Raw genomic sequence first — 22,161 nt, forward strand, 5'->3', positions numbered from 1 at the left:
ACTTCGCCAATGCAAAGCATTATCATTCAAAAAGTGCACGAATGATGCACACACATAACGATAATCTCGGGAACTTCAATCGATGCCAGCGCACCCTCCTGCACCTCACCGCCCCATGGCCTCACGCTCAGCCGTCTTGTTGGCCCTGGCGGCGCTCCCCTCTCTGGTGGTACTCCCGAGCCATGCCTCCGACCAGCTGGAAGACATCGTCGTCACCGCGTCCGGGCATGATCAGATGGTCAAGGATGCCCCGGCCTCGATGAGCGTGATCACACGCGAGAGCCTTGAAGGCCGTCATTACAGCGACCTCACCGATGCGCTGCGCGGCTTGCCCGGGGTGACGGTATCCAGCGGCGGATACTCCAAGGACATCAGCATTCGCGGCATGCCCGGTGAATACACGCTGATTCTGGTGGATGGCCGCCCGATCGACAGCCGTGATACGCGACCGAGTGGCAGTGGTGGCTTCGAGCAGGATTGGCTGCCGCCACTGGAAGCGATCGAGCGTATCGAGGTGGTACGTGGCCCGATGTCGACGCGTTATGGCTCCGATGCCATCGGCGGGGTCATCAACATCATCACCCGCAAGACGCAGGAGGAATGGGTCACCAATCTGCACTATGACACCTTCATCCCCCAGCACAGCGTGTCGGGACATGAACGCCAGAGCCGCATTCGCACCTCGGGCCCGCTCATCGACGGGTTGCTGGGCCTGAGCGTCAGCGCCGGACAGACCACGCGCCAGGAAGATGACATCACGCGCGGCTACCCACAGCGCAAGCGTCAGGACCTCGACACCAAGCTCAGCCTCACGCCGGACGACAACCAGCGCATCGAGGCCGAATTCGCCTACCATGACCAGAATCGCCAGACCGAGGAAGACCGCAGTCAGGGCCAGGACAGTGATCGTGATTGGGATACTCGCCGCTTCAGCCTGAGCCATCAGGGTGACTGGGCCAGCGCCAGCACCAATTCCTACGTCCAGTACGAGACGTCACGCAACGATAGCCGTGACATCACGCTGAGCAATACCAAGGCGAGCAGCAACGTGCTGATTCCGCTGGGCGATCACCTGACCACCCTGGGCGTGAGCTTCGAGGAGGAGCACCTCGAGGACAACGACACCAACGCTCTGAGCGAGATCAACGAGATCCGCAACAGCCGCTGGTCACTGTTCGCCGAGGACGAATGGCTGCTGACCGACGACTGGGCGCTGACCGGCGGCGTGCGTCTGGATGAAGACGAGAACTACGGCAGCCACCTGTCACCGCGTCTTTACAGCGTCTATCAACTGGCCGACAGCTGGACGCTCAAGACGGGCGTGGCGACCGGTTACAAGGCGCCGAGTCTGCGTCAGGTCGCCGACAACTGGGTACAGGACAGTCGCGGCGGCGATATCTACGGCAATCCGGATCTGGAAGCCGAGACCTCTCTGAGCCGCGAGATCGGCCTGCTGTATGACAATGCCAGAGGCACCCAGGCGGGCGTGACCCTGTTCCGCAGCGACTTCGATGACAAGATCGTCACCGAACTGTGCCCGGATGGCGCCTGCGCCGGCGGCGCGGATGATGCGCGCTGGTACAACAACGTCGACAGTGCCGTCACCCAGGGCGTCGAGCTGAGTCTCAATCAGGAGCTGCGTCACGACCTCGCGCTGGCACTCAGCTACACCTATACCGATTCCGAGCAGACCAGTGGCGAGAACAAGGGCCAACCGCTGACCCAGATTCCCCGCCACCAGGCCACGGCTCAGCTGGACTGGCAGCTCAACCATCGCCTCAATCACTGGACACGAGTCGACTGGCGTGGCGAAGAGACTCAGCCCGCCACCGGTGTCACCAGTCGTACCGTCATCGCGCCGTCCTACACGATCGTCGATACCGGCGTCAGCTTTGATGCCACCACTCAGCTGACACTTAGCGCCGGCCTCTACAACCTGTTCGACAAGCGCGTGCGCTACGACGACTTCGGCTACGTGGAAGATGGCCGCCGCCTGTGGGTCGGCGTCGACTACACCCTCTAGCACCGACTCCGGCCGCCAACGGCTTGCCTCCCATGCAGTGAGCGATCAGCCCGCTGCATGGGAGGTAATCGCGGCTTTCCTCGCCACGCCTCTCTTCTCTCCTCTTCTGTTCCCCTCTCTCCTATTTTCTCTCCTCTTTCCGCCTCCCCCCCTTTGACTCGTCTTCAGTGCCTCGCTGGCCTGCCACCTCTGCTCTCCCTGCCAGTATCAGGCCCTGCTGTTTGTCCGTATCAGTCATTTCAGTCGGCTGAAAGCCAGTGGCCTCTCTATTCTGGTAGCAGCCACAGGCATTGCCGTGGACAGGACCGAGCGTTATCCGCTCTGCAGGAGGCAAGCATGTCCAAGCTGATTCTTTCACTGGATGGCGGCGGCATACGCGGGGCGGCCACCGCGCAGTTTCTGATGCGTGTCGACGCGACACTCAGAAATGACCACCAGACCAGCCTGCGTGAGCGGGTCGATTTCTATGCGGGCACCAGCACCGGCAGTCTGATCGCGCTGGCGCTGGCCACCACCAACATGAGCCTCGAGGACATAAGCGGGCTCTACAGCGCGACCAGCGCCAAACAGATCTTCGCCGACAACCGCGGCTGGTTCGAACTCGATGGCATCAATGCGCCCAAGTACGAGGCCAAGGGCAAGAGCGCGATGCTCAAGAAGCACCTCGGCCAGGCCAAGCTCAGGGATGTCCCCGCTGGCAAGCAGGTACTTGTCGTCACCTACGGCATCGAGCGACGCCGCCCGCATGTCTTGAAGTCGAGCAAGCGCGAGCATCACAAGCTGCTGGCCTGGCAGGTCGCGGACGCCTCCAGCGCGGCGCCCACCTACTTCCCGACCCGTGACATGAAGCTGGGGCCGGACAACGAGCAGACCTGGCTGATCGATGGCGGCGTCATCGCCAACAACCCTACCATGTGCGCCATCGCCGAAGCCTGTCGCCTGTGGCCGCATGAGCCGCGTCGCGTGCTGTCGATCGGCACCGGAACACGCACGCGCAAGATCAATGGCCCGGACTCCCAGCACTGGGGCGCAGTGCAGTGGGTACTGGAAGGCAGCCTGATCGACGTGCTCTCCGATGAGAAGGTGGTCGGCTATCAGGCCATCACCATCTCGCCGCCAGGCAGCTATATCCGCGTCAATGCCGAGATGCGCCCACAGCCCGGCATGCTCAAGGCGCCTGATGACGCGATGGACGACATCAGTACCACCAACATCAAGCACTTAAAGGCCATGGGCGATTTCTGGTTCGAGCAATACGGTGACGCCGTGGTGGCCCTGATCACCGACCGCTATCAAGGGCCCTCGCTGGATCGCATCGACCCTCTCACCGGCCGGCCGCAAGCCTATCAACCGCACTGACCAAACCTTCTACACATTGCACTCGGAGACGTCTGTCAGCGATTTTGCTACTCTGCGCTGCCGTGCTTCACGCTGACCCGAGTTTATTTAATGACACATGGCACACCGCAAGACACTCGCATTCGCCCCGCCACCTCAACATGGCGAATGCTGGTAACTCTCACTTTATCTCTGGCGATTCTCGTACCCACTACAGCGCAGTCAGACGATGATATGCGCTTTGACCAGCCGGAAGCCTTCGCCACCCTGAAGAAGGCGGTCAGCTATTTCGATGAAATGGACACCTTGCCGGAAGAGGCCTGGATCAGCCGCGATCAAGCGTCTGCGCGCAGCGATATGGACGAGATGATCGAGGAAGCCATGCAGGCCCTCGACGTGCCACAACTCTCGACACTGCGCAGCACCTATCGCCAGGTCGAGGACAAGATTCGCGAATCGCGTAGCGAAATTTCCGAGTTGAAGGAAAAGCGCATCCTCGCGCCGGACACCGATGTCTCGACGCTGACGCGCCTCACGCCCACCGATACCCTGCGCGAATTCACCGCCAGCACGCGCGGCGATTACGATCTGCTGATCGCCGCGCATGAGAAGAACATCGCCGCCTATCAGGGCGAGCTGACCACGCTGGAAGGCAAGCTGGCCGCGCGACTCGAGGAGATCGGCATCACCCTGACGCCGGACCAGGTCCAGGTGTGGCTGTCCTCGGTAGTCGGCGATGATGTGCTGACCATGAGTGTCGTGTTCGCCAGCATCAAGTCGGTGGCCCAGCAGCTCGCCGAGCTGACCCGCGACAGCGGCGAGAACCTCGACTACGCGCGCCGTTATTACGGCATGGTCGTCATGCTCCACCGCATGATCGTGACCATGCAGCAGGACTTCATCACGCGCGTGAATGATGAGGTATTGCCGCAACTGCAAGGTTTCGCCGACGAAGCCGAGGCCACCACGCGCGAAGCCCGTACGCTGATCAAGCAAGGCGGGTCACGCGAGAGTCTGGAGAACAACATCCGCGCCAATGCGCTGACGCTCAAGACGATCAACCTGTATCGCTCGCTGGTGACCGAGCAACGTGACCGCGTCACGACCTCTCTGACCAAGAGTCAGCGCGAGCTTGCGGTGGCGACCAATACCTATCGCACCGTCAAGCTCAGCGCCCACGTCGCCGACCTGATCCGCCAGGGCGTCAAGACCTTCGACACCCTCGCCGACCTGCAGGTACCGGTTGCCACCAGCTTCGAGAACAGCGCCATGCGCGAGGAATTCCGCAAGCTGACCGAGCGCATGCAGCAGGCAAAATAACCCACGCAATCAGCGTCGATACCACGCCTTCGCCCTGCCGGCGGAGGCGTTTTCAGTTGTGGCGTCGAATATCCCGCATGCTCAGAATGCTCTCCAGCGTGCGCCTCAGGCGCGCCACCTCACTGACCAGACTCTCGCCCGCCAGCATGCCGACCCCCAGCACCAGCCCGCGTCGTGAATCCTCGCGGCTGCAGACCATGCTCAGTGGCCGCACGATCAGATGCTCCTTGACCATCAGCTGCGCGACGCGCTGGTCGTCGATCTCGGGGGCGAACTGCACGCACAGACTGATGCCGCGCGACGGCGGCGAGACGCTGATCACGCCCTTCACCTGACACAGCTGGTCATGCACCACCTGCTGCCGGCCGAGATAATCGCGCTGGATGCGCTGATACCAGGCGTCCAGATCGCCATCGGCGATGAACTGCGCCAGCACCGCCTGATCGAGCATGCGCCCCTCGCGGAACACCTCGCTGCGCAGGCGGTTCATCGGCCCGGCCAGTGCGCGCGGCACCACCAGATAGCCCAGCCGCAGCCCGGGAAACATCAGCTTGGAGAACGATCCCACCAGCAGGCGATTGCCGGAATCGGGATCAAACAGCAGCTCACCGTGATCATCACCACTGAACTCGTAATCATCCTCGAGGATATAGGCGGGCTGACAGGCCTCGCACAGTCTCTGCTTGTCACGCCGCGAGGTGGGCACACTCAGCGGATAGTGATGCGAGCCGGTGAAGTAGGCGATCTGCACCGGCCCCTCGCCAAGCGAGGTGAGATCGTGTCCTGCCTCACTTGTCGTATCGCTCACCGGCCGCCACGGAATCTGGCGGGTCTCGAGGCCTGCGGCCAGGAAGACATTGCGCGCGCCCCAATAGCAGGGTGACTCCATCACCACCCGCTGCCCGGCATCCGCCAGCGCCAGCGCGCACAGCTCGATGCCGTGGTGGGTGCCCTCGGTGATGATGATCTGCTGGGTATCGCAATCGATATTGCGCCAACGACGCAGGAAATCGCGGATCTCACGCTTGAGCGGGCCATAGCCGCCGCTGGAGTAGGACAGCAGCAGCGCGTTGTGGGGCACCGTCACGCTGGCATACAGCTGACGCCACTTGCGCATCGGAAAGCGTGCGATGTCCGGGATGCCCGGCACGAAGGCGCCACTCTGGATCAGACTCGCCCCTTGCCCGCCCAACACCTTGCGGGCCCGAGCAGACAACGGCAACGGCGCCGGTGTTGCCGCCGTCGCGCCCGCCCCTGACTCACCCGGCCCTAACTCCGCCGCCCCGAACTCCCCCGACCCCGCGCTTGCCCGGCGCGCATGCGGGCGACGCGTCCAGGTACCCTGCCCCTGGCCGGTGTGCAGATAGCCCTCCTCGATCAGCGACTTGATCGCCAAAGCCAGCGTATTGCGCGCCACCCCCAGCGCCTCGCACAGCTTGCGATGCGGCGGCAGCCGCGCGCCCAGTGGCCATTGCTCACGAATCACCTCGAGCAACGCCTGCTCCAGCCGTACCTGCTTGCCCAGCGTCTCGGACTGGCGGCGATAACATTCGATCAGCGGCTCAAGCGCGGCCAGTTCCATTCAGGTCTCCCGTTGTCGTTGCCGTAGGGCTGTCACGCAGCTTCCCGAGGTTGTCCATCCCCCGCCAGCCACTCGCCTGAGGGGCGGCGCGCAGCGCCCCTTCAGCCCTGATTATCCGCAGCCCCTGCCGATTGGTCCAGTCAAACACCAAATTGGTCTATTCGCCATCGGGCATGGCGCTGGTAGCGTGTGTTTCAGGCGTTGCCTACTGACTGATGCTCACAGCGAAATGATTGCTGAATCGCTCTTGGCTCCCCCTTTACAGGAGCGACCTTTCAGCAAGCATCAGCCAGCGACAGGACTGTCATTACTTCTCGTTCATGCCAGCAAGCTTTGGATTTGAAATTGAGAAGAGCGCACGGGACATCAGCAGGAAACGGCTTCGCTATATAACAAATTCCAAGATCGATTTGAGTATTCCAATGAACAACAGTACTCCCCCTGCAGAACAGCTAGTCAGAGTCCTTGCGCGTGGCGACGTCCTGGCACTTGCCTTCGGCGCCATGGTCGGTTGGGGCTGGATCGTCCTCACCGGCGGCATGATTCAGGATGCCGGCAGCGTCGGCGCCATCATCGCTTTCATCATTGGCGGCATCGCCGTCGTCCTGATCGGCCTGACCTATGCAGAACTGGCAGCAGCCATGCCCAAGGTGGGCGGTGAGCATGTCTACAGCTACCGGGCCATGGGGCATTTCTCTTCGTTCCTGTGCACCTGGACCATCATTCTCGGCTATCTGAGCGTGGTGTCCTTCGAGGCGGTGGCATTGCCCACGGTCATCGAGAACCTCGCGCCCAACTATGCCGTTGGCCACATGTGGACCATCGCCGGTTGGGATGTGAAGGCGACCTGGGTGGCTGTCGGTGTCGGCGGCTCGCTGGCCATGATGGCGATCAACTATGTCGGGGTCACCACTGCCGCACTCCTGCAGAAGGTCGTCACAGGCGTGATTCTGATCGCCGGCGTCCTGTTCGTGACCGGCGCCTTGTTCGAAGGTGACGTCGCCAACATGACACCGCTGTTCACCCAATCCGAAGGCGGCGTGGTGGCAGGCGTCATCGCGGTGCTGGTACTGGTGCCTTTCCTGTTCGTCGGCTTCGACGTCATTCCGCAGGCCGCAGAGGAAATCAATCTGCCCTACAACGCCATCGGCAAGGTGCTGATGATGTCCGTGGTACTGGCTGTGGTCTGGTATGCGCTGATCATCCTGGCCACCAGCATGGCACTGGATCATGACTCCCTGCTGGCAAGTTCACTGAGCGTGCCGGACGCCATGGGCGCCCTGTTCAATTCGCCCTGGGCCAGCAAGCTGATGATCCTTGCAGGTATCGCCGGCATCATCACCAGCTGGAATGCCTTCTACATCGGTGGCTCTCGCGCCATCTATGCCTTGGCACATGCCGGCATGCTGCCTGCCTGGCTGGGCAAGCTGCACCCCAAGCACAAGACACCCACCAATGCGGTACTGCTGATCGGTCTGCTGTCCTGCATCGCGCCCTTCTTCGGTCGTCCGGCACTGGTGTGGATCGTCGATGCGGGTGGCCTGGGTATCGTCATCGCCTATCTGTTCGTCGCGATCTCGTTCCTGATCCTGCGTATCCGTGAGCCCGACATGCCGCGTCCGTTCCGCGTCCGCCACGGCAAGCTCTGCGGCACACTGGCCATCCTCCTGTCCTTCGGCATGGCCTGCCTGTATCTGCCGGGTAGCCCTTCCGCGCTGACCGGCACCGAATGGCTGATCTTCGGCGCCTGGATGGCTCTGGGTCTGGTGATGTATGTCATCGCCCTGAAGCAATTCGGCCGAGCCTATAGCGACCGTGTCATGGCCCCGGCTTTCACGGCGCAGTAAACACGCAATACCTACACCGCTGGGCAGTCTGTTCCGCCTGCCCAGCCATCTCGACTCCGTCATATTCGAGCCGACTCGAGAGCAGCTGAAGCCTCTTGCGACATGCTGCTCACTCCATGAATGACCTGCACGCCAGAACGCCAGAGGAGCTTCATATGTCCCGTTCCGCCCTCCCGATCAGCGACTTCCTGAAGCGCTACGTCAACTCGGAAACCAGCAGCGACGTCTTCGTCCCGGCGCTCATCGGTACCGAGCACCGCGAGACCGGCACCACCTTCAACGTGACCAATCCGGCCACCGGCGAGCAGCTGGCGCGTGTCGCCGAGGTCAGCGCCGATGACACCCGTGACGCCGTCGCCGCAGCCGAGATCGCCGGCAACGCCTGGAAGAAGGTGCCGGTGAAGGAGCGTTCCGCGCTGCTGCGTCGCTGGTTCGATCTGGTGCTGGCACACCGTGAAGACCTCGCCCAGCTGATGACGCTGGAACAGGGCAAGCCGATGGCGGAGTCGCGTGGCGAGGTGACCTACGGTGCCTCCTTCATCGAATTCTTCGCCGAAGAAGCCAAGCGCATGGCCGGTGAGACCCTGCCGTCCCACGGCGCCGACAAGCGCCTGATGGTGCTGCGCGAGCCGATCGGTGTGGTGGCCGCGATCACGCCGTGGAACTTCCCGCTGGCGATGATCACCCGCAAGTGCGCCCCGGCGATCGCCGCAGGTTGTGCGGTAGTCATCAAGCCGGCCGAAGCCACGCCGCTGACTGCATTGGCGTTGGCAGATCTGGCGCTGGAAGCCGGCCTGCCGAAGGGCCTGATCAGTGTCGTCACCGCCATGAAGCCGATCGCCATCGGGGAAGTGCTGACCACCGACCCGCGCATCCGCAAGGTGTCCTTCACCGGCTCCACACCGGTGGGCAAGACGTTGATGGCGCAGTGTGCCTCTACCGTCAAGAAGACCGCGATGGAGCTGGGCGGCAACGCACCCTTCATCGTCTTCGATGATGCCGACCTGGATGCAGCCGTCGATGGCGCCATCGCCTCCAAGTTCCGCAACGCCGGCCAGACCTGCGTGTGCACCAACCGCTTCCTCGTCCAGGACGGTGTCTACGACGCCTTCGTCGCCAAGCTCGCGGCACGTGTCGAGAGCATGCAGGTCGGTGATGGCCTGGTCGAAGGCAACACCATCGGCCCGCTGATCAACGACGCGGCGGTCAACAAGGTGCAGAGCCACGTCGATGATGCCGTCAGCAAGGGCGCGCGCCTGGTCACCGGCGGCAAGAAGCACGCTCTCGGTCACAGCTTCTTCGAGCCGACCGTGCTGGCCGATGTCACTACCGACATGGTCGTCGCGGATGAAGAAACCTTCGGCCCGCTGGCGCCGGTGTTCCGCTTTGGCAAGGACGAGGAAGCCATCGCGATGGCCAACGACACCCCGTTCGGGCTGGCTGCGTATTTCTACGCCAACGATTACCGCCGCATCTGGCACACGCTGGAAGCGCTGGAATACGGCATGGTCGGCGTCAATGAAGGCCTGATCTCCACCGAACTCGCGCCCTTCGGTGGCATCAAGGAATCCGGTCTGGGTCGCGAAGGCTCACACCACGGCCTGGAAGAGTTCACCGAGCTCAAGTACGTCTGCATCGGCGGCCTCTGAGGCACGGCAACTCTCGACAAGATTCCCGCACGCCTCGGCGTGCGGGCCCCGAACAGTGACAGGCCTGCACAGTGCAGGCCGATGAAATCCGTACGGAGAACAAGATGAACAACGCTCAACTCGAAACTCTCAAGAAGAAGTACGTTGCACGTGGTGCCGCCACCGCCACCCCGCAGTCCGCCGACACCGCGCTGAACGCGGAAATCTGGGACGCGGATGGCACCCGCTGGATCGACTTCGCCGGCGGTATCGGCGTGCTCAACCTGGGCCACCGTCACCCGAAGATCGTCGCTGCCGTCAAGGCGCAGCTCGACAAGCTGATGCACACCGCCGCTGGCGTGATGTCCCACCCGCTGTACGTCGAACTGAGCCAGAAGCTGTGTGAACTGACGCCGGTGCGTGGCCCCGAGCGCAAGGCACTGCTGATGAACTCCGGCGCGGAAGCGGTCGAGAACGCCATCAAGATCGCGCGTGCTGCCACTGGCCGCAGCGGCGTCATCACCTTCGACGGCGCCTTCCACGGCCGCACCATGATGACCATGGCCCTCACCGGCAAGGTCGTACCGTACAAGGGTGATTTCGGCCCGATGCCGGGTGACGTCTACCGCGCGCCCTACCCGAACGAGAAGCACGGCATCAGCGAAGAACAGTCCCTGAACGCCATCCGCACCCTGTTCAAGACCGACATTCCGGCCAGCCGCACCGCTGCCATCATTCTGGAGCCGGTACAGGGCGAAGGCGGCTTCTACATCGCCTCGCCGAGCTTCCTGACCGCGCTGCGTGAACTGTGTGACGAGCATGGCATCCTGCTGATCGCCGATGAAGTGCAGTCCGGCTTCGCGCGTACCGGCAAGCTGTTCGCCATGGAGCACAGCGGTGTCGAAGCCGACATCATGACCATGGCCAAGAGCCTGGCCAACGGCATGCCGCTTTCTGCAGTGGTCGGTACCGCCGAGGTGATGGATGCCTCCGGCCCGGGCTCACTGGGCGGCACCTACGGCGGCAACGCCCTGTCCTGCGCCGCGGCGCTGGCCGTCATCGACGTCATCCGTGAAGAGAACATCCTGGAGCGCAGCACCCAGATGGGCGAGCTACTGGCCGCGCGTTTCGCCAAGTGGGAAGAGCGCTTCGCGCATGTCGCTCACCCGCGCAACCAGGGCTCCATGGCCGCCTTCGAGCTGGTGGATGCCAAGGGCCAGCCGGACGCCGCCGCCACTGCCGCCGTGTGTGCCAAGGCCAAGGAGCTGGGGCTGATCCTGCTGTCGTGTGGCTTCTACTCCAACACCATCCGTATCCTGGTGCCGCTGACCGTCGAGCCGGAAGTGCTCGAGGAAGGTCTCGCCATCATCGAGCAGGCGCTGGAAAGCCTCGCCTGATCGCTTGCCTGGCGCAGAACGTCTAGCGCAGGCATGCATAAAAACAGCGGCCACCTACGGGTGGCCGTTTTGCGTTTTCTGCAACCTGCCATCGCACAATATGACACGACAGATGGCAACGCCATCATTGTGAAAAGACTGACGATATGCCGCACGACCCGGCCACAAGGCATGAGATGAATTATCACGCCAAGCCCTGCCACTGCGGGGTTCTTCAACCATCAATCGTGCACCTCACCGTTAGTTGCCCATCTAAATATATAGCCAATCGGCTTGATGATTCGTTGGGATAGACTTTATCGCTCATTTATCATATCCGACCTGTTTCCCTCCCACTCCAGCCGGTTTCTGCCATGCCACATGTGTCCATCCATCCGCCCTGCCTGCACGAGCGCGGCCTGCTCGAGCAAGCTCTGATCACCAGCCTGAGCGACAGTCAGATCATCAGCTCCACGAGTGACACCCACCATGTCTGACAGCAACGCCACCGACTTCAAACGCAGCATGCAGCAGCGCCATCTGGTGATGTTGTCACTGGGCGGTGTCATCGGCACCGGCCTGTTTCTCAGCTCCGGCTATACCATTCAGCAGGCGGGCCCGGCGGGTGCGGTACTCGCCTACCTGATCGGCGGCCTGGTGGTCTATCTGGTGATGATGTGCCTCGGCGAACTGGCCGTGCATCACCCGGAACCCGGTGCCTTCAGCGCCCACGCCACCCGCTATCTTGGCCCTGCCACCGGCTATACCGTGGCCTGGCTCTACTGGCTGACCTGGGCCGTGGCGCTGGGGTCGGAATTCACCGCCTCCGCCGTGTTCATGGGGCGCTGGTTCCCCGGTGTCGAACCGTGGATCTGGTGCGGCATCTTCTCGCTGATCGTGTTCGGCATGAACATCGTCTCGGCGCGCTTCTTCGCCGAGTCCGAATTCTGGCTGTCGCTGATCAAGGTCGCCGCGGTGATCGTGTTCATCGCGGTGGGTGCCGCCGCCATGTTCGGCTTCACGCCCCTGGCGGGTAACGTCGAGGCGCCGGGCGTCACGCGTATCCTGCAGGAAGGCGTATTCGATCACGGCGTGATGCCGATTCTGATGACGCTGCTGGCCGTCAGCTTCGCCTTTTCCGGCACCGAGCTGATCGGCATCGCCGCCGGCGAAAGCGAGAACCCCGAGAAGAACGTGCCCCTGGCGATCCGCGCGACCCTGTGGCGCCTGATCATCTTCTTCATCGGCACCATCATCGTCATCGCCGCCCTGTTGCCGCAGGACAGCGCCGGCCTCAAGGAAAGCCCCTTCGTGGCGGTCTTCCAGCTCACCGGCATTCCCTACGCGGCGGATATCATGAACTTCGTGATCATCACCGCGCTGCTGTCAGCGGCCAATTCCGGCCTCTACGCTGCCTCGCGCATGCTGTGGACCCTGGCCGATCAGAAGACGCTGCCGCGCGTGTTCAGTCGCGTCAATCAGCGCGGCATTCCGGTGCCCGCACTGCTGATCACCATGCTCGGCGGCCTGCTGTCGCTGCTCTCCAGCGTGTATGCCGAGGACACCCTCTATCTGGCGCTGGTATCGATTTCCGGGCTTGCCGTGGTGCTGGTGTGGATGGCGATCGCCGCCAGCCAGTTCAGCTTCCGCCGCCAGTGGCTGAAGGCAGGCCATAGCGCCAGCGAGCTGACCTACCGCGCGCCGCTGTATCCCGTTGTGCCGATTGCCGCCTTCCTGTTCTGCGCGCTGGCCTGCATCGGCATCGCTTTCGATCCCAACCAGCGCATCGCGCTCTACTTCGGCGTGCCCTTCGTGGCGCTGTGCTATCTGGTGCACTATCTGACCCATCGCACGTCTGGTGACGCCGCGAAATCTGTAAACCCGACCCCGCAGGAGGCCCTCGATGCCCGCTGATGCCACCCGCAATCCGCTGAGCGCCATCACCGCGCGCCAGCCCTTCATGATCGTCGATGGCGCCCTGGCCACCGAACTTGAGCGCGCCGGGTTCGATCTCAACGACTCGCTGTGGTCGGCCAAGGTGCTCGCCGATGATCCGCAGGCGATCGTCGATGTCCACCGCGCCTACTTCGAGGCCGGTGCCGATGTCGCCACCACGGCCAGCTACCAGGCAACGCTTGAAGGCCTGATGGCACGCAGCCTGAGCGAGACCCAGGCCAGCGCGTTGATCCAGCGCTCCGTGACCCTGGCGGCGCAGGCCCGCAGCGACTATCTGGCCGCGCACCCGGAGCGTCTGGACTGCCCGCCGCTGGTCGCGGCCTCCGTCGGCCCCTATGGCGCCTGGCTCGCCGATGGCAGCGAATACCGTGGTGGCTACGCGCTGGACCGCGCCGGCCTGCGCGATTTCCACCGTGCCCGCCTCGCCACGCTGCTCGATGCCAAGCCGGACGTGCTCGCCGTCGAGACACTCCCCTGCGCCGAGGAAGCACTGGCCGTGTGTGACCTGCTGCGCGATGACTTCCCGACGGCGCGTGCCTGGATCGCCTTCAGCGCGCGCAACGCCACTGAATTGAGCGACGGCACGCCGATCCGCGACGCCGTGCGCGCCATCGCCGACTGCGAGCAGGTGGTCGCCATCGGCGTCAACTGCACCGCGCTTGAGCACATCGAATCGCTGGTGCGCGAGATTCGCGGCGAGACGGACAAGGACATCGTCATCTACCCGAACTCCGGCGAGGTCTATGATCCGGTCACCAAGACCTGGTCTGCCGCCTGCGCCGTCTCAGATGCCGATGGCCACGGCTCTGAGCACGGTTTTGAAAACAGCTATGACCACGACCATGATCTCGCCGGCTGGACACCGCGCTGGCTGGCCGCCGGCGCCACGGCCATCGGTGGCTGCTGCCGCACCGGCCCGGACGACATCCGCGCCCTGGCGGATCTGCGCAAGGCACTGAGTTGATTGAGGTGCTGAGCCCGGCGCAGTGAATACGCAGCGCTGAGCTCCAAGTACTGAACTCGAAGTGCTGAACTCCAAGCGCTGAGCACGAACGCCCTGTCCGGTCATGTCACATGATCGGTCAGGGCGTTTTCGGTAGCGTCCCGCGCCCCAAATCGCTAGGATGACAGGACACTGATGAGCGATTGCTCAAAATCATTTCGACGTGCACTTTTCGACGTGCTCTCACAGCGCCCTTCACGCTGTAGTGAAGAGCGCATGAGAGATCAGCAGGAGAATCCCGATGTCACAGCTCGATATCCAGGTCGCCTACGACGTGGTCTGCCCCTGGTGCTGGATCGGCAAGCGCCATCTCGATGACGCCATCGCGCAACTCGACTTCAAGGATGAGGTACGCGTGAACTACCTGCCCTTCCAGCTCAATCCGTGGGTGCCGCGTGAAGGCATGATGCGGGCCGACTACCGCGCGCAGAAGTTCGGCAGTGTCGAGCGCGGCGCGGAACTCGATGCCCAGGTGGCCCAGGCCGGCGCGCAGAGTGGCGTCACCTTCCGTCATGCCCTGATGGAGCGCACGCCCAACTCCACCGATGCCCAGTGCATCGTCTGGCGCCAGCAATCCAAGGGCCTGGCGGAGCGCCCGCTGCTGGAAGCCCTGTTCAGCGCCTACTTCCACGATGGCAAGGACGTGGGTGACCGGCAGGTGCTGGCCGAGATCGCAAGCCAGCACGATGACGACCTGAGCATCGAGCAGGCGCTGGCCTTCCTTGATTCCGACGCGGGCGAGCAGGAAGTCGCTGCCCAGCAGGAGGCGCTGCGCAACGCCGGTATCCAGTCGGTGCCCAGCACCATCGTCGGCCAGTACTACGTGCCCGGCGCGCAGCCGGTGGAAGTGCTGGTGCAGATGCTCAATGAGGCGCGTGCCCAGCAGGCGGACTGATCCGCCCCGCATTGCCGCGAATGCCCTGACAGACGACACGCCCTTCGCAAGGATGGCGTGTCGTTTTGCGTTCAGGCATAAAGGAAAAGCTTATAGAGGCAAGCCACGACAACAAGACGACTCACGACAAGGACTGCCGCATGCCGCGCCCCATCATTCTCGATTGCGATCCCGGCCACGACGACGCCATCTCGCTGATTCTGGCCCTCAGCTCAGATGCGCTCGACGTCCTCGCTGTCACCACCAGCGCCGGCAATCAGACGCCCGACAAGACGCTCAACAACGCGCTGCGGGTGCTCACCCTGCTGGGCCGCCACGATATTCCGGTGGCGGGCGGTGCGCCCAAGCCATTGGCGCGCGAGCTGATCATCGCCGACAACGTGCATGGCGAAAGTGGCCTGGATGGCCCTGAACTGCCAGACCCCGGCTTTGCCCCCGTCAAACAGAGCGCCATCGAGCTGATGGCCGAGAAGGTCCGCGCCTGTGAGCAGAAGGTCACGCTGGTGCCCTCCGGCCCGCTGACCAATATCGCGCTGTTTCTCTCAGCCTATCCCGAGCTGCATCCGCGCATCGACAGCATCGTGCTGATGGGCGGCGCGGCCGGTGTCGGCAACTGGACGCCCGCCGCCGAGTTCAACATCTTCGTCGACCCCGAAGCCGCCGACATGGTGTTCAAGTCCGGCCTGCCCATCGTGATGTGCGGGCTGGACGTTACCCATCAGGCGCAGATCATGGATGAGGACATCGAGCGCATCCGCGCCATCGACAATCCCGTCGCCCAGTGTGTCGCCGAGCTGCTCGACTTCTTCATGATCTACCAGCGCGATCCGAAGTGGGGCTTCAACGGCGCGCCGTTGCATGATCCCTGCACCATCGCCTGGCTGCTGGCGCCTGAGCTGTTCACCACGGTGGCGTGCTGGGTCGGCGTCGAGACACAGGGCGAGCACACCCAGGGCATGACGGTGGTGGACCGCTATCAGCTCACCGGCAAGCCGCACAACGCCAGAGTGCTGTTCGAGATCGACCGTCAGGGCTTCGTCGATCTGATCGTCCGGCAGCTGGCGCAGCATTTCCCTCACTAGCCCCCTCGCTAGCCCCCTCGCTAGCTAGCCCGTTCGCCAGCATTCCTGAGGCAGTCGCCCAGCCAGCGCCGTGCGAAGGGTTCTTTCCTGCTAAGAGCAGCGCTTCCCTATAGAGAGCCGCCATGTCAGAGACCGATCGCCACGCCAGTGATACCGCGCAACAGGCGCACGGCCATAAACACAGCTACGACTACCTCATCGTGGGCTCGGGCTTTGGCGGCTCGGTGTGCGCGCATCGCCTGACAGAGAAAGGCTATCGCGTGGCGGTCATGGAACAGGGCAAGCGCTGGACACCGGACAACATGCCGCGCTCCAACTGGCGGCTGAGTCGCTGGCTATGGCGGCCGATGCTGGGCCTGCGCGGCTTCTTCACCATGAGCTTTTTCCGCCATGTCATCGTGCTGCACGGCAACGCGGTGGGCGGCGGCTCCATCACCTATGCGCAAACGCTGCTGGTGCCGCCCGACAGGGTGTGGGACAACGGCCAGTGGGCGGGGCTCAATGACTGGCATGCGGTGATGCCGGCGCACTACGCCACGGCGAAGCAGATGCTCGGCGTGACGACCAATCAGATCATCGCGTCAGCGGATCACCACCTGAAACGCATGGCGGCGGTCGCCGGCTGCGAAGACACCTGGTACCCCACCGAGGTCGGCATCTTCTTCGGCCCCGAGGGAGAAAGCGCCACGCCAGCCGCCGGTAGCGCGCATGCAGATCCCTACTTCGCTGGCGAAGGCCCTGAAAGACACAGCTGCATCGGCTGCGGTGGCTGCATGATGGGCTGCAGGCACGGCGCCAAGAACAGCCTCGACAAGAACTATCTGTATCTGGCCGAGAAGCACGGTGCCCAGGTGCATGCCGAGACCAAGGTGATCGATGTCGTGCCGCTCAATGGCAAGGCGGATGGGGCCGATGGCTATGCGGTGACGACGGTGCCCTCCACCTTCGCCGGGCTCTATCTTGGGCTGGGCAAGCGCCGCGTCACCTGTCAGTCCATCGTCTTTTCCGGCTCGTCGCTCGGCACCCAGGAGTTGCTGTTCCACCTCAGGGACAAGGGCTCATTGCCGAACATCTCGAATGCGCTGGGCAAGCGGGTGCGCACCAATGCGGAGTCGTTGATCAGCTGTCGCATGCCGGACAGTCCCGATGACATGTCCAAGGGCATCGCCATCGGCTCCGGCATTCATATCGATGAGCACACCCATATCGAAGCCACGCGCTATCCGGCGGGCTCCGATTTCATGGGGCTGTTGTTCACCGCGATGGCCAGGGGCAAGCCCGGCTGGACACGGCCCTTCTCGTGGCTCAAGGCCATGGCGAAGGTGGTGGCGGCCAATCCGCGCCGCGCGCTGAAATTCCAGCTGCCGTGGGGCTTCGCGAAGGAGACGATCATCTTTCTGTGCATGCAGACGGCGGATGGCCATCTCAACATGACACTGAAACGCCTGTGGTACTGGCCGCTGCGCAAGGCGCTGGTCACCGAGGGCAAGCGCATCCCGACCTTCATCCCCGAAGCGAATGATTTCGTCACACGTGGCGCAGAGGCCATCGGCGCCATCCCCGGCAGCAGCATCCCCGAGATACTCTTCAACATCCCGACCACGGCGCACTGCATGGGCGGCGCGGCCATGGCGGCCTCCCCCGAGGACGGCGTCTGCGATGGGCAAAATCGTGTCTTTTATTACCGCAACATGCTGATCTGTGACAGCTCGATGCTCGCCGCCAACCTGGGCGTCAATCCCAGCCTGACCATCACCGCCCTGGCGGAACATGCGATGAGCCATATCCCGCGCAAGGGCTGACCTTCACAACGCCTGGTGTGGAAAGTGCTGGTGCAGGAGGTGCTGGTGTAGAGAGAGAACAACGGCTGGTATCATTGCCCGCCAGCATCTCAGGCGAGGTGCGTACAGCGCGGGATCGATCAATACGGGAGCACAGCAATGAAACGGGTGTCACTCTTCACCATGGCCAACTGCCCACACTGCAAGACAGCCAAGCAGTATCTGGAGCAGCAGAAGATCGGCTTCCGCCTGGTGGATGTCAGATCCCCCGCGGGCCAAAAGGAATTCGCCAAGACAGGCTTTCGCAGCGTGCCTGTCCTGAAGATTGGCGATCAGTTCTTGAAGGGCTTCAGCGTCAAAGGCTTCAATCAGTTGTATAAAAGTTGAATGGGTATCTACATGAGGCAGCTACCCGTGAGATGCTCTTCAACATCCCGAAGATCGCTATCTTATAGGCGGCCCGATCATGGCGGTCACCCCCGAAGAAGGTGACCACTATGGCCTTGCTGTGTTCTCCCTAGCAGGAACAAACTGACCCGTTACAGGTCGATGGCTCGCCACCAACCTAGATATCAATCTCTACGGCGCCTAGTACTTTGGCAGAACATGAGGTTGTTCATGTTGCTATTAACGGATGGTCCCCAAAATTACAATATACGGACATCAATCTTGGTCAATCTATAATTTTCATGCCAGAGTAACCCACTTTCACCAAATAACTAACTTCTCTCGTAGGGTTTATCTGGTGGTCATCCGGATTATACTTAAACCCCTTGATATAGAACTGTTCCTTAAAGTCATTGCCATAAAAATCTGTAACATGAGCAATATTTTTTAAAGCATCAGGTAATTCATATTCATCTATTTTTACAACTGGATCTGCACTACCAAAACCACTTCTTTCAACAATACTCACATGCGGTGAGTTGCCTCCTCGCCCCCCATAACACCCTAAATCACCTGTCCAAAACACTGCATACTGGACTCCGAAACCATCGACAGTATCCATGCCTTCTTTCAATTGAATTGTTTTGAACTGCAAGGGTTTATCTTCATCACGGTCACCGACTTCGCAGGCGGTAGTTTCAGTAAACTTTTTCACTAAAGATGCGGCATCATCCTTATCAAAAGCAAACACTTCAGAGGAAGCAAAAGATAAGGTTAAAACTAGCGCCATTTTATATTTCATAATATCATCCTTGACACATCAAAACCAAACTAGAAAAGAGCAGAAAAATATTAATAGCTACAACAAAATATATAAATATTAATATTTATTAGCATACCTATGCTATGGCCGCTCTTGCTTTTAAGTAATGCCACTTCAATACTAGGGCGATGATTTTTTTCGCCTCATCATTCGCTACCATCAGAATATTGACCAGCTCGTATGTAGGCTGATAGGAGCCGAATTGAAAACTATCAGAAAACTCCCCTCCTGAAAATATATTAGGAAAAATAGAACTCCAAGCATGAAAATATTTTAGACAATACTTTTCAGTACCAAAGATTGTTCCATAATCCCCACATACAACAGCATGGGTTATTTTTTGCGGCTACTTTGCGCTTCTACGGCTTCAGCTTTTTGCTCATCATTTAGCGCTACCAGAATAATTTTATCATGCATGATTTTTCTCGACAATCCAACAAACTAGTAATATTGAAAGCTAACTTTATCCCACATCATGCAGCCGCTCAATATTCGCCACTAGATCCGTAAACCTCTCCCCCTGGATATGCACGTGATCCTTCAGCGCTTGCTCCGCAGCAGCGGCGTCGCCGGCTTCGATGGCGGCGACGATGGCTTCGTGTTCAGCGTAGGAGCTGTGCATGCGGTGGCGGACGTGGAGTTGCAGGCGACGGTATGGCTTGAGGATGGCGTGCAGGCGCGTGGCTTCTTCAGTGAGGAAGGCGTTGTGGCTGGCGCGGTAGAGACAGTGATGAAAGAGGCCGTTCTCGTAGTAGTAGCCATTGGCGTCGTCGGCTTCCAGACGTTCACGGCAGGCGGCGTGGGCGTCCTTGAGTTCAGAAAGCTCCTGCGTGGTGATGCGCCGCGCGGCGAGTCGGCCACACATGGCTTCCAGTTCTGCCATGACTTCAAAGCGTTCCACCAGCTCCGAGACCCCCAGCTGCGTCACGAAGGTGCCACGCTTGGGCACCACCTTCACCATGCCGGAGGCGGCCAACTGCTGCAGCGCCTCGCGGATCGGCGTGCGTGAGCACTGGTACTCGCGCCCCAGGGCCTCGGGATCGAGCTTGGTCCCCGGCGGGAAGCGCCCTTCGACGATGGCATCTTCGAGCAGATCGCGAAGGCGCTGGGTGTGGGACATCTTGATCATCTGCGGCGTCCTTTTACTGATGCTGAGCACTGATGCTGAGTGCTGATTCTGATGCCTTGCGGCCATGTTGCGGTGACGATGGCGCCAATTACTGCCGCCCTTCGCCTCAATCCCCTCACAGACATGCCAACCGGCCATGAGGCCAGTCGCTGCCTCGTCCCCTTGCCTTCATTGAACAGGGGAAGTGGCCGCGCAGGAAACTGACTTTAGTCGTGTCTGGCATGTCAGGACTTGACGCTAACACACCAGACGCCTATCTGTTGTATACAACAAGACGAAGCCAAATATTCATTCCTCAGACGCCATACTGAGCAATGGATATGCACCAGCCACCACAGCTTCGCGTCTCGCGCCTTGAGGAAGACCGCCATGAACATCAATCTGAGTTTTCTGCAGGATCTGCTGACCCATGTCGGCCAGCGTGCCCGCCAGCAGGTCGGCCTCTCGCCTGGCGCCGGCAATGAAGACACCGCCCTCGCCCGTCTGACCGAGAGCTGCCACAACCTCACCGAGAGCAGCGGTGAAGCCTCGCGCATCATGATGGCCCAGCGGGCGCTGGAGGATTATCAGCAGCTGGACCACGAGCAGCGCCTCGCCTTCTTCCATGTGCTGGCCGAGCACTACGCCGCCGATGAAGCGCGTATCCACGCCGCCTACGCGGCCTATCGTGAATCCCCGGACAACGCCAACCTGAGCACGCTGTTCGCCGCCAGCGAACCCAGGCGCCAATCGCTGTTGCGCCGTCTGAACCTGTGCCCCGGCGGCACCTATGAAATCGTGCGTATGCGCGCCGACCTGCTCAAGATCATCAAGCAGCATCCGGAGCTCAAGCCGCTGGATGCCGACTTCGCGCACCTGTTCGCCTCCTGGTTCAATCGCGGCTTTTTGATGCTGGAGGCCATCGACTGGAACACTCCCGCGGCGGTGCTGGAGAAGATCATCCGCTATGAGGCGGTGCATGCCATCCAGGACTGGAGCGACCTGCGCGGGCGCCTCGACCCCGAGGACCGCCGCTGCTACGCCTTCTTCCACCCGGCCATCGGCGATGAACCGCTGATCTTCGTCGAGGTGGCGCTGTGCAAGGGCGTGCCCAACAACATCCAGCATCTGCTCGCCAACAGCGGCCAGACCACCGAGCGCGAGGCGGACACCGCCGTCTTCTACAGCATCAGCAATTGCCAGAAGGGCCTGAAAGGCATCTCGTTCGGCAACTTCCTGATCAAGCAGGTGGTGCAGGAGCTGCAACGCGAACTGCCCAACCTCAGCCGCTTCGTCACCCTCTCGCCGGTGCCCGGCTTCAGTCAGTGGCTCGAACGTGCGCGTGACGAGGAGGGCCTGGAAGTCTCCGACCTGCTGGCCCATCACCTGCAGCACGATGACTGGATGAATGACGAGGAGGCCCAGCAGAAGATGGCGCCGGAGCTGCGTGCCCTCGCCGCCCACTATCTGGTCAACGTCAAGCATCGCAGCGGCCAGCCGATGGACCCGGTCGCCCGCTTCCATCTCGGCAATGGTGCCAGTCTGCATCGCCTCAACTGGCCCGGCGACACCTCGCCCAATGGCCGCCAGCAGGCCCACGGCCTGATGGTGAATTACCTCTATGAGCCGCACCGCATCGAGCAGAACCACGAGGCCTTCAGCCGCAACGACAGCGTGGTGTGCAGCAGCGAGGTCAAGAAGGAATCGAAAGCCAACAAGGAACTGGCCAAGGCCCCAAAGCGCGAAACTAAAAAGGAAACCGATTCCCTGTCCAGTTCGCCCCTCTCCAATTCACCCCAAACACCAAAAGCGGCCAAACAGCCGCCAGCACCGAAACCGGCTGCTGATGCCAACGACAGCAAGCAAGCGCCTGAGTCTTTGGAAGAATAGGCCGCTCGAAGAATAAGTCGCCCGGCAGGCACGCCGCCTGCCGGAGCACGCCTGACCACGACGTCTCTTGCTTTGCGTCAATGACGCCTCATGACAAGACAACACCTCACGACAAGAACAAC

General features: G+C 61.6%; 17 protein-coding genes. 14 read left to right on the plus strand and 3 right to left on the minus strand.

The features are described 5' to 3' along the window. The first annotated feature begins 115 nt into the window (after positions 1-115). The 3 genes from H2O77_RS09615 to H2O77_RS09625 all read left to right on the plus strand — a co-directional run bounded on the left by H2O77_RS09615 (position 116) and on the right by H2O77_RS09625 (position 4,681). Positions 116-2,023, plus strand: a complete 1,908-nt coding sequence (locus tag H2O77_RS09615) for a TonB-dependent receptor (RefSeq protein ID WP_215822823.1) — start codon at positions 116-118, stop codon at positions 2,021-2,023. A 336-nt stretch (positions 2,024-2,359) separates the two neighbouring features. Further along, entirely contained in the window at positions 2,360-3,382 is a 1,023-nt protein-coding gene (locus H2O77_RS09620; protein ID WP_215822825.1) for a patatin-like phospholipase family protein, read from the plus strand. 213 nt (positions 3,383-3,595) lie between these two features. Then, a complete protein-coding gene (locus H2O77_RS09625) occupies positions 3,596-4,681 on the plus strand; it encodes a hypothetical protein (RefSeq protein WP_215822827.1) in 1,086 nt (361 codons plus the stop codon). A gap of 52 nt (positions 4,682-4,733) precedes the next feature. Here the strand turns inward: H2O77_RS09625 and H2O77_RS09630 are convergent, their stop codons facing one another. Beyond that, complete coding sequence (locus tag H2O77_RS09630) at positions 4,734-6,263, minus strand: PLP-dependent aminotransferase family protein (RefSeq protein ID WP_215822829.1); 1,530 nt, start codon at positions 6,261-6,263, stop codon at positions 4,734-4,736. Positions 6,264-6,685: 422 nt separating this feature from the next. Here H2O77_RS09630 and H2O77_RS09635 point away from each other — a divergent pair, with 422 nt between their 5' ends. From H2O77_RS09635 to H2O77_RS09675, 10 genes are all read left to right on the plus strand, one after another. Then, positions 6,686-8,110 (plus strand): APC family permease, encoded by a 1,425-nt coding sequence (locus H2O77_RS09635; RefSeq protein WP_215822831.1) that lies wholly within the window; start codon positions 6,686-6,688, stop codon positions 8,108-8,110. Between the two features lie 155 nt (positions 8,111-8,265). Then, a complete protein-coding gene (locus H2O77_RS09640; protein ID WP_131432122.1) occupies positions 8,266-9,759 on the plus strand; it encodes an NAD-dependent succinate-semialdehyde dehydrogenase in 1,494 nt (497 codons plus the stop codon). A gap of 104 nt (positions 9,760-9,863) precedes the next feature. Next, entirely contained in the window at positions 9,864-11,135 is a 1,272-nt protein-coding gene (gene gabT / locus H2O77_RS09645; RefSeq protein WP_215822832.1) for a 4-aminobutyrate--2-oxoglutarate transaminase, read from the plus strand. 353 nt (positions 11,136-11,488) lie between these two features. After that, complete coding sequence (locus tag H2O77_RS18065) at positions 11,489-11,611, plus strand: hypothetical protein (protein WP_276315195.1); 123 nt, start codon at positions 11,489-11,491, stop codon at positions 11,609-11,611. Next, a complete protein-coding gene (locus H2O77_RS09650; protein ID WP_215822834.1) occupies positions 11,604-13,028 on the plus strand; it encodes an amino acid permease in 1,425 nt (474 codons plus the stop codon). Before H2O77_RS18065 ends, H2O77_RS09650 begins: the two co-directional genes overlap by 8 nt. Next, entirely contained in the window at positions 13,018-14,034 is a 1,017-nt protein-coding gene (gene mmuM / locus H2O77_RS09655) for a homocysteine S-methyltransferase (protein WP_215822836.1), read from the plus strand. The genes H2O77_RS09650 and mmuM overlap by 11 nt, the downstream gene beginning before the upstream one ends. A 280-nt stretch (positions 14,035-14,314) precedes the next feature. Beyond that, positions 14,315-14,968 carry a DsbA family oxidoreductase gene (locus H2O77_RS09660; RefSeq protein ID WP_215822838.1) on the plus strand — a complete coding sequence of 218 codons (654 nt, stop codon included), beginning with the start codon at positions 14,315-14,317 and terminating at the stop codon, positions 14,966-14,968. Positions 14,969-15,108: 140 nt separating this feature from the next. Further along, entirely contained in the window at positions 15,109-16,050 is a 942-nt protein-coding gene (gene rihA / locus H2O77_RS09665; protein WP_215822840.1) for a pyrimidine-specific ribonucleoside hydrolase RihA, read from the plus strand. Positions 16,051-16,172: 122 nt separating this feature from the next. Continuing rightward, entirely contained in the window at positions 16,173-17,852 is a 1,680-nt protein-coding gene (locus H2O77_RS09670) for a GMC family oxidoreductase (RefSeq protein ID WP_215822842.1), read from the plus strand. Positions 17,853-17,999: 147 nt separating this feature from the next. Then, entirely contained in the window at positions 18,000-18,218 is a 219-nt protein-coding gene (locus H2O77_RS09675; RefSeq protein WP_215822844.1) for a glutaredoxin family protein, read from the plus strand. A gap of 286 nt (positions 18,219-18,504) precedes the next feature. Here the strand turns inward: H2O77_RS09675 and H2O77_RS09680 are convergent, their stop codons facing one another. Together H2O77_RS09680 and H2O77_RS09685 are read right to left on the minus strand one after the other, a co-directional pair. After that, positions 18,505-19,020 carry a hypothetical protein gene (locus H2O77_RS09680; protein ID WP_215822846.1) on the minus strand — a complete coding sequence of 172 codons (516 nt, stop codon included), beginning with the start codon at positions 19,018-19,020 and terminating at the stop codon, positions 18,505-18,507. A gap of 484 nt (positions 19,021-19,504) precedes the next feature. After that, the gene (locus H2O77_RS09685; protein ID WP_215822848.1) at positions 19,505-20,170 is read right to left on the minus strand and encodes a GntR family transcriptional regulator; all 666 of its coding nucleotides are present in this window, start codon (positions 20,168-20,170) and stop codon (positions 19,505-19,507) included. A 369-nt stretch (positions 20,171-20,539) separates the two neighbouring features. Here H2O77_RS09685 and H2O77_RS09690 point away from each other — a divergent pair, with 369 nt between their 5' ends. Then, on the plus strand, positions 20,540-22,039 hold the full coding sequence (locus H2O77_RS09690; protein ID WP_346428180.1) for a malonyl-CoA decarboxylase: 1,500 nt from the start codon (positions 20,540-20,542) through the stop codon (positions 22,037-22,039). Positions 22,040-22,161 lie beyond the last annotated feature (122 nt).

This window comes from Cobetia sp. 4B (genome assembly GCF_018831605.1).
GTDB lineage: Bacteria > Pseudomonadota > Gammaproteobacteria > Pseudomonadales > Halomonadaceae > Cobetia > Cobetia amphilecti.

Coding starts and splice junctions, on each gene's coding strand:
- H2O77_RS09640 (WP_131432122.1), top strand. CDS start 8,266: ATGTCCCGTTCCGCCCTCCCGATCAGCGACTTCCTGAAGCGCTACGTC.
- gabT (WP_215822832.1), top strand. CDS start 9,864: ATGAACAACGCTCAACTCGAAACTCTCAAGAAGAAGTACGTTGCACGT.
- rihA (WP_215822840.1), top strand. CDS start 15,109: ATGCCGCGCCCCATCATTCTCGATTGCGATCCCGGCCACGACGACGCC.
- H2O77_RS09620 (WP_215822825.1), top strand. CDS start 2,360: ATGTCCAAGCTGATTCTTTCACTGGATGGCGGCGGCATACGCGGGGCG.
- H2O77_RS09625 (WP_215822827.1), top strand. CDS start 3,596: ATGCGCTTTGACCAGCCGGAAGCCTTCGCCACCCTGAAGAAGGCGGTC.
- H2O77_RS09635 (WP_215822831.1), top strand. CDS start 6,686: ATGAACAACAGTACTCCCCCTGCAGAACAGCTAGTCAGAGTCCTTGCG.
- H2O77_RS09685 (WP_215822848.1), bottom strand. CDS start 20,170: ATGATCAAGATGTCCCACACCCAGCGCCTTCGCGATCTGCTCGAAGAT.
- H2O77_RS09680 (WP_215822846.1), bottom strand. CDS start 19,020: ATGAAATATAAAATGGCGCTAGTTTTAACCTTATCTTTTGCTTCCTCT.
- H2O77_RS09670 (WP_215822842.1), top strand. CDS start 16,173: ATGTCAGAGACCGATCGCCACGCCAGTGATACCGCGCAACAGGCGCAC.
- H2O77_RS09650 (WP_215822834.1), top strand. CDS start 11,604: ATGTCTGACAGCAACGCCACCGACTTCAAACGCAGCATGCAGCAGCGC.
- mmuM (WP_215822836.1), top strand. CDS start 13,018: ATGCCCGCTGATGCCACCCGCAATCCGCTGAGCGCCATCACCGCGCGC.
- H2O77_RS09630 (WP_215822829.1), bottom strand. CDS start 6,263: ATGGAACTGGCCGCGCTTGAGCCGCTGATCGAATGTTATCGCCGCCAG.
- H2O77_RS09690 (WP_346428180.1), top strand. CDS start 20,540: ATGAACATCAATCTGAGTTTTCTGCAGGATCTGCTGACCCATGTCGGC.
- H2O77_RS09615 (WP_215822823.1), top strand. CDS start 116: ATGGCCTCACGCTCAGCCGTCTTGTTGGCCCTGGCGGCGCTCCCCTCT.
- H2O77_RS09660 (WP_215822838.1), top strand. CDS start 14,315: ATGTCACAGCTCGATATCCAGGTCGCCTACGACGTGGTCTGCCCCTGG.
- H2O77_RS18065 (WP_276315195.1), top strand. CDS start 11,489: ATGCCACATGTGTCCATCCATCCGCCCTGCCTGCACGAGCGCGGCCTG.